This window comes from Microcystis sp. M31BS1 (genome assembly GCF_020245285.1).
Taxonomy (GTDB): domain Bacteria; phylum Cyanobacteriota; class Cyanobacteriia; order Cyanobacteriales; family Microcystaceae; genus Microcystis; species Microcystis panniformis.
In genome coordinates this window covers 1-5,964 of the sequence record NZ_JADBVE010000177.1, presented here as the reverse complement: position 1 = coordinate 5,964, position 5,964 = coordinate 1, and the positions used below count along the sequence as shown (strand labels likewise).

Sequence of the window (5,964 nt, the reverse complement as noted above, 5' to 3'; positions counted from 1 at the left end):
GAACTTTTCTGACTTTTCTTCAGCTATTTATGAATGTCTGAATGATGCCCATCTGAAACATAAAAAAGAACTGGATTCCTTGCTGACTCTACGATTTCAGAAGTTTAATAAATCTCAGATTATGAACGTCTAAAGTATATGTGATTATACATTTCTTCTGGTTCAAGAATTTCCCAGATTAAGAGTAGTCCTCGAATTATTTGACCAATAGATTTACTTTGTTGGGGACAGTAAGCAATTCCTGCATGAGTTATAGATGATTGATTGATTCTTAAAAAATCAGTATCTTGAGTAAAAATCACGCGACCATTGGCTAAGGCAAATTGCAATTGTATTTCATCAGATACCCCCAATAAATTTTCTTCTGGAGTGGTAGTAACATCAAGGCCTCGCTGGCGCAATCCAAGAGCAATGTTATAGCTTACATTTTCATCAAGGTGAAATTTAATTTTATTGCCCATTCATTTTTTTAGTTTTTCTTGGACTAGAGAAGGTGTTTTAGCTTGCATTTCCTTGGCAAAGGTATCATCATCTGTGATTTGTTGTCTAATTTCTTCAAGGTGATCGTGATAGTAAGAAAGGGCCGCGTAAACATCAGCTAAAGTAATGCTGGGATAATGATAAACAATTTCATCGGGTGACATTCCCAGGCGTTCGTGCCAAATAACGACATCTTGGACTTTGATGCGATGACCTGCGATGCGCGGTTTACCGCCACAAGTTTCTGGGGTAATTTCAATGTGATTGATTAAAGTTGTTGTCATTGATAATAACGAATTTGTCCGATTATAGGGTCACAAGGAATCTGCGCCCAAATGTTATATATATTATATCACGTCAAGGTTTATAGAATAATTTTATTATGACAACTCTTATAAACTTGAAGCTAATTGAGGCGCGACAATAGTTTCGAGGGAAAAAGCATTCAGAGCCGTTAAGCTTCTGGCCTGTTCCAAGGTGATTGCACAAATGTTCCCATTTTTATCAAGATCTACCAAGGTATTTTCATTGATTTCTTGAGTCTCGACAATGGGATTGTTATTGAACTCTAAATATAGAGTGTCCGTATCTTGAAAGTAGGTGATTTTCATGGCTTAAAATTCCTGTACTTTAAATAAGTTGTAAGTCATCTTTTTCTAAGTCGTTAAGAGATTGATTCGTGATGAGAGAATAAAGAACATCGGGGTCTAAATCAGCCCCATTTTCCCAATAAATTGTTCCCCAATCAGGATTAATTTTGACAGTTTTAAAAAAGTCTAAGTCTTTGAGCGGTTGAAAAATGCCAACAAACTCGATAATTTCTTCAAGATTAATAATCCCCTCTTGATTATCTTCAAATTTAAGATAAAGTTGATAATTATTTAGAGGTTTCACTTCAATAATATCTTTTAGCATGGTTTATCCGTTTATTCTATTTAACTGGTTCTCAATCTGGCGAAATATTAGGGGAAGTAACGATAGAATTCTCGACGATGAAGAACACGAGCAAATGTAATTGTATCTTCTTCAATAAAAAAACCAATTCTATAGTCACCAATTCGGATACGATAGGCATTATATTCTCCTTTTAATTTTTTAAGGTTGTTAATTTCGCTTAGCTGCTTAACTGCTAAAATATCAGTAAAGACAAGGTTTTTGATGACTGAGTAAGAGGAGGTACTTTTTAAATCTTTAAGATCCTTGATAAAAGTAGGAAGATAGTTGATTTTCATTCTTTTTCTAATTCAATTAAAGCTTCCTCCAAAGTTAAGGGAGTTTCATCTTTAACGTCTATCATGGCGCGATAGAGTCCAGTATCTTCATAGGTTTCTATTATTTGTTGATAATCTTCAAAATTAATGATAACTTGCTGTATCTGACCTTGATTATCCGTAATCAAGTCTTGAGCAAAGGGATAATCTTTGATGTTCATAATTAATTGTTCCTCATTTTGCTTGGGTTTCTAATCCCCTTCTAATTTGATATTGATTATTTTCGATCAGAGAACGGGCAGCATCACTAAGATTATTATCACCTTCGATAAACCATAAAAAGGCGTGGGTATCCATTAAAATTTTCATGGCATATAGTTCTCAAATTCTTCGATGGGATCATCAAAATTGTCAAGCATTTTAACGATGCCTTTTGCGCTGCCATATTGGGGATGTTTAACAGTAGTAGGAAGAGAAATGAGTTGAAAGTCTTGACCTTCATGATTCTGGATAATAACTTGTTCACCTTTTGAGGCAGCTTTAAGGAGGTCAGAAAGTTGACTTTGGGCTTCGTTTAAAGTTAGTTTTATCATAGCTTTGTTCAGTTAAATATTGATTGTTGAGATAATAATTTACCTTAATTATTCTCTAACGTAGCCTGAATTTGCCCTAACAGTTCCTCACAATTTTTAACCAAGGGAATCCCCAATTCTTGGCATAATTCAAGTGCTTGTTGGCAATGACTGAGGGCAAGTTCAGGGCGATTAGTTTGGTGGGCGATTTCGGCAAGAACTCTTAAATTATGGGCGGTTAAATATTTAAAATTAATCTCTTGGGAAATAACTAAGGATGCTTGAATTTTGCTTTCTGCTTCGCTGTATTGTTCTAGTTTAATCAATGCTTCACCCATGTTATATAAAGAAAATGCCACCCCTCGCCGATCGCCAATTTCGTCACTGATGTCGTGAAATTGCTGGAAGTGGGAGATCGCCTTTTCATGCTCCCCTAACGAGTCATAACAAACTCCCAGATTGCCTAAAGACCTTGCCACCCCCTGCCGATTACTGATTTCCTTACTGATGTTGTGATCTTTCTGGTTGAGGGCGATCGCTTTTTCATACTGTACTAGGTCATAATAACAATTGCCTAAATTCCCGAGAGAAATTGCCACCCCTTTCCAATCGCTCATTGCTTCACTGATGTCGTGAAATTTCTGGTGATAGGAAATTGCTTTTTCATACTGCCCCAAGGACTTATAACAAATGCCTAAACCACATAGAGAAGTTGCCACCCCTTGCCAATCTTCTATTTTCTTACTGATGTCGAGACATTGCCGGTGATAGGTGATCGCTTTTTCGTACTGTCCCAAGGAACAATAACAACTTCCCAAATAACTTAACGAGTTACGATAACAAACTTGTTCCCGTTGACTCCCTGCAATCACCTGTTCATAATGATCTGCTTGCTTACGATAAAATCCTTGTAAATCTAAAAAACTATTAACCGATTTATCTTTCTCTTCTCCTCCTCGATCCTCATTCAAAATATCGTAAGCTAACTGCCATTCTCCCAATTCCCCTGCATGGTGAAACGCCTCTAAATATTCCTTCAAATCTTCCAAGGATTCCCAGGGAGGGACAGGTAAATGAGCTAAATAATAATCTAAGGCTAATTGATGGGCGGATCGCAATATTTCAGGATTTGCTTGATCTTGCACCACCATTGAAATTAAAGGCAAAAACTGAAACTGTCGCGGTTTTACATTGTATTCGGGGGGAAATTCTTGTAATAAAGATAAACGAGCTAAATAGCGTAAATCTTCCTCAGTTATTGCTGGAATTAACCCCTGGGCTAACCTGTCATCAAAATTCTCCCGCAGTACCGACAACCGCGTTAAACTCTCCCTAAACTCTTTCGATAATCGCGCTAAACTGGCGGTAATCACTTCTCTGACACAGGTTTCCGTGTCGCGGTGATAACCCTCCACATCAAACATATTTAAGCCCAAATTTTGCGACTCGGTGACAGAAACCCCTTCTCCAAATTCATCACTCATCCAACTACAAACCAGTTGCATTAAGAGAGGATGTCGTCCCATCTTGTGGACAAATTCGGCTAATTCTTGATTAGTTCCTGTCAAACCGTAATTGACCCTCACCAACTGGATTGCGTCCGCTTCTGCTAATCCCCCCAGGCGCAACCAATGACAACGCCGCGTTAAATTGGCTACAAAACTCGGCTGTTCCCGACTGGTAATCAGGATTTTACTCTGGTTTCCCAACCACAACCAACGGCTCAAAAATTGCCCATAAACTGAATGTACCGCCGTCTGAACTACTGTTTCTAAGTTGTCGAGAATCAACAGACAAGGTGAGGTAATCAGTCCCCGTATCATCTGCTGAATTAACGTCTCATCGTTCCATTTTTCATCGTAGGGTTGCTCCAAATTTTCTAATAACCAGCGGCCAAATTGCGCTACTGAATAACGCTCCCTAAAACTAACCCATAACACCCGCCAATGAGGGTTTAACTTCTCTTTGAACTTCACCGCTAAAGCCGATTTCCCATAGCCTCCTGCGGCGGTTATCCCGATTAAGCGTACTTTGTCATTGCTGAGGGCGGTTTGTAGTTCCTTGATTTCATCCTGTCGTCCCTGCCATTCATCTACTGGCGGAGGTGTGGTATTTAGGGTTGCTGATTGCGTTGGGGCTAACTTTGTCTGTTCCCTACCAGACGACTCCAGCTAATGCTCTTTGTTATTGTCACTGGGATAGTAATGGTTATGGTTTCCCCCCAAAAATTTAGCTTCAACATTTTTGTTGAATTGATAACCCTGGGATTGATCCTTGTTAATTTGAGTATTGCGGATCTGTTTTTCCGTTGCCGCTAACTTAGCGGCTAATTCCTGGTTACTGCTCATCAACGCCCGCATTTCCGTTAATAATTCTGTAACTTCCGAATCAGCTAATACAGGTTCCAAGTCAATGACGGCTTGCTCAACTTCAGGTGCTTTGCCTGCGGTTAATAACTTTAAGGTTGGCGAGGTAGGAAATTTGCGTTGCAGTGTCGCCAATAAGGAATCGTTAAGATTTTCCCCAGTCTTGCCTAAAAAACCTGTGGCAATAGCAGCACCAGCCAAGGGAGCAATATTCGTGGCCCAAGTTATCAAAGTCACTAAGAGTGGTTCCATCAACAAAAACCTCTTGATTTTTTTCTAATGATACAGTTTTTCCCAAAAAAGAATAACGTTTGCTTAAACCGCCGTATCAATGAATCGGTGATCGCATTTATTTGATTGTTCTCGATTCCAAAGGAATAACTAATTTTAATACGCCCATTGTTAGTTAAGCAAAACCCACAGGCTGAAACTGAACATCGTTGATGATTTTAACCGTTTCTCCTGATTGCTTCATCACAAATAAACCGCGCCGATAAGCATAACTATCTATCCCCTGATCGATTTCAATCCCCGCTACTGCACCATAAACCTGAAAGTCTCGAAATTGGGGAAAGGCTAACTTAAATCGCTGTAATCGATCGAGAAAGTCATCTACATCATCCTTCGAGAGTCGAGATTTACACTCCACCGCCACTAACTCACTGCCATTCACCGCCAGAATATCAATTTCCATCGCTGCCCCGGGACGTTTACTTTTTAAGCGACTCATGGTTTGGGTGACATCAATCCCCCGTTCTTGAAATAACTGCACAACCGCCGGCTCTACCATTTCTTCGACAAAACGCCCCCAACGGGTGGTTAAGTTATTGACGGCTTCGGTGGTGGCCTGTACCTGCTTTTTCAATTCTTCCATCGTGCGATCGGCTTCAGCACTGCGGCGATCAGCCTCAGCATTTCGTTGTTCAGCTTCAGCATTGCGGCGGTCCGCTTCAGCACTACGGCGCTCGGCTTCAACATTGCGGCGCTCGGCTTCTTTTTGGAACTCGGCAAATTGAGCCTCGGTTCTTTCAAACAGTTTGTAAATATCGGCGATCGTAATAGCTTCTGACATGGCGTGTTCTTGTCTATTTGAGCAAAGCCGATCCTATTCTAGCAACTCGGCCGAATGTGCCAGTTTATGGGGAATTTAGCCCCGATCTTAGTAAACCGATCGCTTCCGGTCTAGATTCCCGTTTAGAGAATTACAGAGAATGATTGATCCTATAATAACGGGAAAATCCTCAGAGTGAGGAACTCGCATGAAACCAGCATCCCTGATTCAACTAACCGATAGTCTGAAAGCCCTTTATATCAAAACTGCCCAAAAGCTGAAAG

At 40.1% G+C, this 5,964-nt stretch carries 10 protein-coding genes and 2 pseudogenes; 1 reads left to right on the top strand and 11 read right to left on the bottom strand.

The window, feature by feature from the left end; translation table 11 throughout:
* A pseudogene (locus IM509_RS10470) lies at nucleotides 1–133 on the top strand (IS630 family transposase); the annotation flags it as partial.
* Here IM509_RS10470 and IM509_RS10465 read toward each other — a convergent pair.
* The 11 genes and pseudogenes from IM509_RS10465 to IM509_RS10415 form a co-directional block, all read right to left on the bottom strand.
* Nucleotides 120–461 carry a DUF5615 family PIN-like protein gene (locus IM509_RS10465; RefSeq protein ID WP_185237946.1) on the bottom strand — a complete coding sequence of 114 codons (342 nt, stop codon included), beginning with the start codon at nucleotides 459–461 and terminating at the stop codon, nucleotides 120–122. The pseudogene IM509_RS10470 and the gene IM509_RS10465 overlap by 14 nt on opposite strands.
* The gene (locus IM509_RS10460; protein WP_002795644.1) at nucleotides 462–764 is read right to left on the bottom strand and encodes a DUF433 domain-containing protein; all 303 of its coding nucleotides are present in this window, start codon (nucleotides 762–764) and stop codon (nucleotides 462–464) included. It lies immediately after the preceding gene.
* Between the two features lie 108 nt (nucleotides 765–872).
* On the bottom strand, nucleotides 873–1,091 hold the full coding sequence (locus tag IM509_RS10455; RefSeq protein ID WP_004162961.1) for a DUF2283 domain-containing protein: 219 nt from the start codon (nucleotides 1,089–1,091) through the stop codon (nucleotides 873–875).
* Nucleotides 1,092–1,110: 19 nt separating this feature from the next.
* On the bottom strand, nucleotides 1,111–1,395 hold the full coding sequence (locus IM509_RS10450) for a DUF2442 domain-containing protein (RefSeq protein WP_002767949.1): 285 nt from the start codon (nucleotides 1,393–1,395) through the stop codon (nucleotides 1,111–1,113).
* Nucleotides 1,396–1,442: 47 nt separating this feature from the next.
* A complete protein-coding gene (locus IM509_RS10445; protein WP_110579680.1) occupies nucleotides 1,443–1,712 on the bottom strand; it encodes a type II toxin-antitoxin system RelE family toxin in 270 nt (89 codons plus the stop codon).
* On the bottom strand, nucleotides 1,709–1,912 hold the full coding sequence (locus IM509_RS10440) for a RelB antitoxin-like protein (RefSeq protein ID WP_002732229.1): 204 nt from the start codon (nucleotides 1,910–1,912) through the stop codon (nucleotides 1,709–1,711). The genes IM509_RS10445 and IM509_RS10440 overlap by 4 nt, the downstream gene beginning before the upstream one ends.
* Nucleotides 1,913–1,925: 13 nt before the next feature.
* A complete protein-coding gene (locus IM509_RS10435) occupies nucleotides 1,926–2,060 on the bottom strand; it encodes a hypothetical protein (protein WP_002753982.1) in 135 nt (44 codons plus the stop codon).
* On the bottom strand, nucleotides 2,057–2,284 hold the full coding sequence (locus IM509_RS10430) for a type II toxin-antitoxin system Phd/YefM family antitoxin (RefSeq protein ID WP_185237947.1): 228 nt from the start codon (nucleotides 2,282–2,284) through the stop codon (nucleotides 2,057–2,059). Before IM509_RS10430 ends, IM509_RS10435 begins: the two co-directional genes overlap by 4 nt.
* 44 nt (nucleotides 2,285–2,328) lie before the next feature.
* Nucleotides 2,329–4,395: pseudogene (locus tag IM509_RS10425) on the bottom strand (tetratricopeptide repeat protein); the annotation flags it as partial.
* A gap of 39 nt (nucleotides 4,396–4,434) precedes the next feature.
* Nucleotides 4,435–4,881, bottom strand: coding sequence for a hypothetical protein (locus tag IM509_RS10420; RefSeq protein ID WP_185237948.1), 447 nt, complete (start codon nucleotides 4,879–4,881; stop codon nucleotides 4,435–4,437).
* 154 nt (nucleotides 4,882–5,035) lie between these two features.
* Complete coding sequence (locus tag IM509_RS10415) at nucleotides 5,036–5,701, bottom strand: DUF3782 domain-containing protein (RefSeq protein WP_185237949.1); 666 nt, start codon at nucleotides 5,699–5,701, stop codon at nucleotides 5,036–5,038.
* Nucleotides 5,702–5,964: the final 263 nt, after the last annotated feature.

What these genes read in the sequence shown, in the direction of transcription:
- IM509_RS10450 (WP_002767949.1), bottom strand. Translation starts at nt 1,395, where the DNA reads ATGCTAAAAGATATTATTGAAGTGAAACCTCTAAATAATTATCAACTT.
- IM509_RS10455 (WP_004162961.1), bottom strand. Translation starts at nt 1,091, where the DNA reads ATGAAAATCACCTACTTTCAAGATACGGACACTCTATATTTAGAGTTC.
- IM509_RS10420 (WP_185237948.1), bottom strand. Translation starts at nt 4,881, where the DNA reads ATGGAACCACTCTTAGTGACTTTGATAACTTGGGCCACGAATATTGCT.
- IM509_RS10435 (WP_002753982.1), bottom strand. Translation starts at nt 2,060, where the DNA reads ATGAAAATTTTAATGGATACCCACGCCTTTTTATGGTTTATCGAAGGT.
- IM509_RS10445 (WP_110579680.1), bottom strand. Translation starts at nt 1,712, where the DNA reads ATGAAAATCAACTATCTTCCTACTTTTATCAAGGATCTTAAAGATTTA.
- IM509_RS10440 (WP_002732229.1), bottom strand. Translation starts at nt 1,912, where the DNA reads ATGAACATCAAAGATTATCCCTTTGCTCAAGACTTGATTACGGATAAT.
- IM509_RS10430 (WP_185237947.1), bottom strand. Translation starts at nt 2,284, where the DNA reads ATGATAAAACTAACTTTAAACGAAGCCCAAAGTCAACTTTCTGACCTC.
- IM509_RS10465 (WP_185237946.1), bottom strand. Translation starts at nt 461, where the DNA reads ATGGGCAATAAAATTAAATTTCACCTTGATGAAAATGTAAGCTATAAC.
- IM509_RS10460 (WP_002795644.1), bottom strand. Translation starts at nt 764, where the DNA reads ATGACAACAACTTTAATCAATCACATTGAAATTACCCCAGAAACTTGT.
- IM509_RS10415 (WP_185237949.1), bottom strand. Translation starts at nt 5,701, where the DNA reads ATGTCAGAAGCTATTACGATCGCCGATATTTACAAACTGTTTGAAAGA.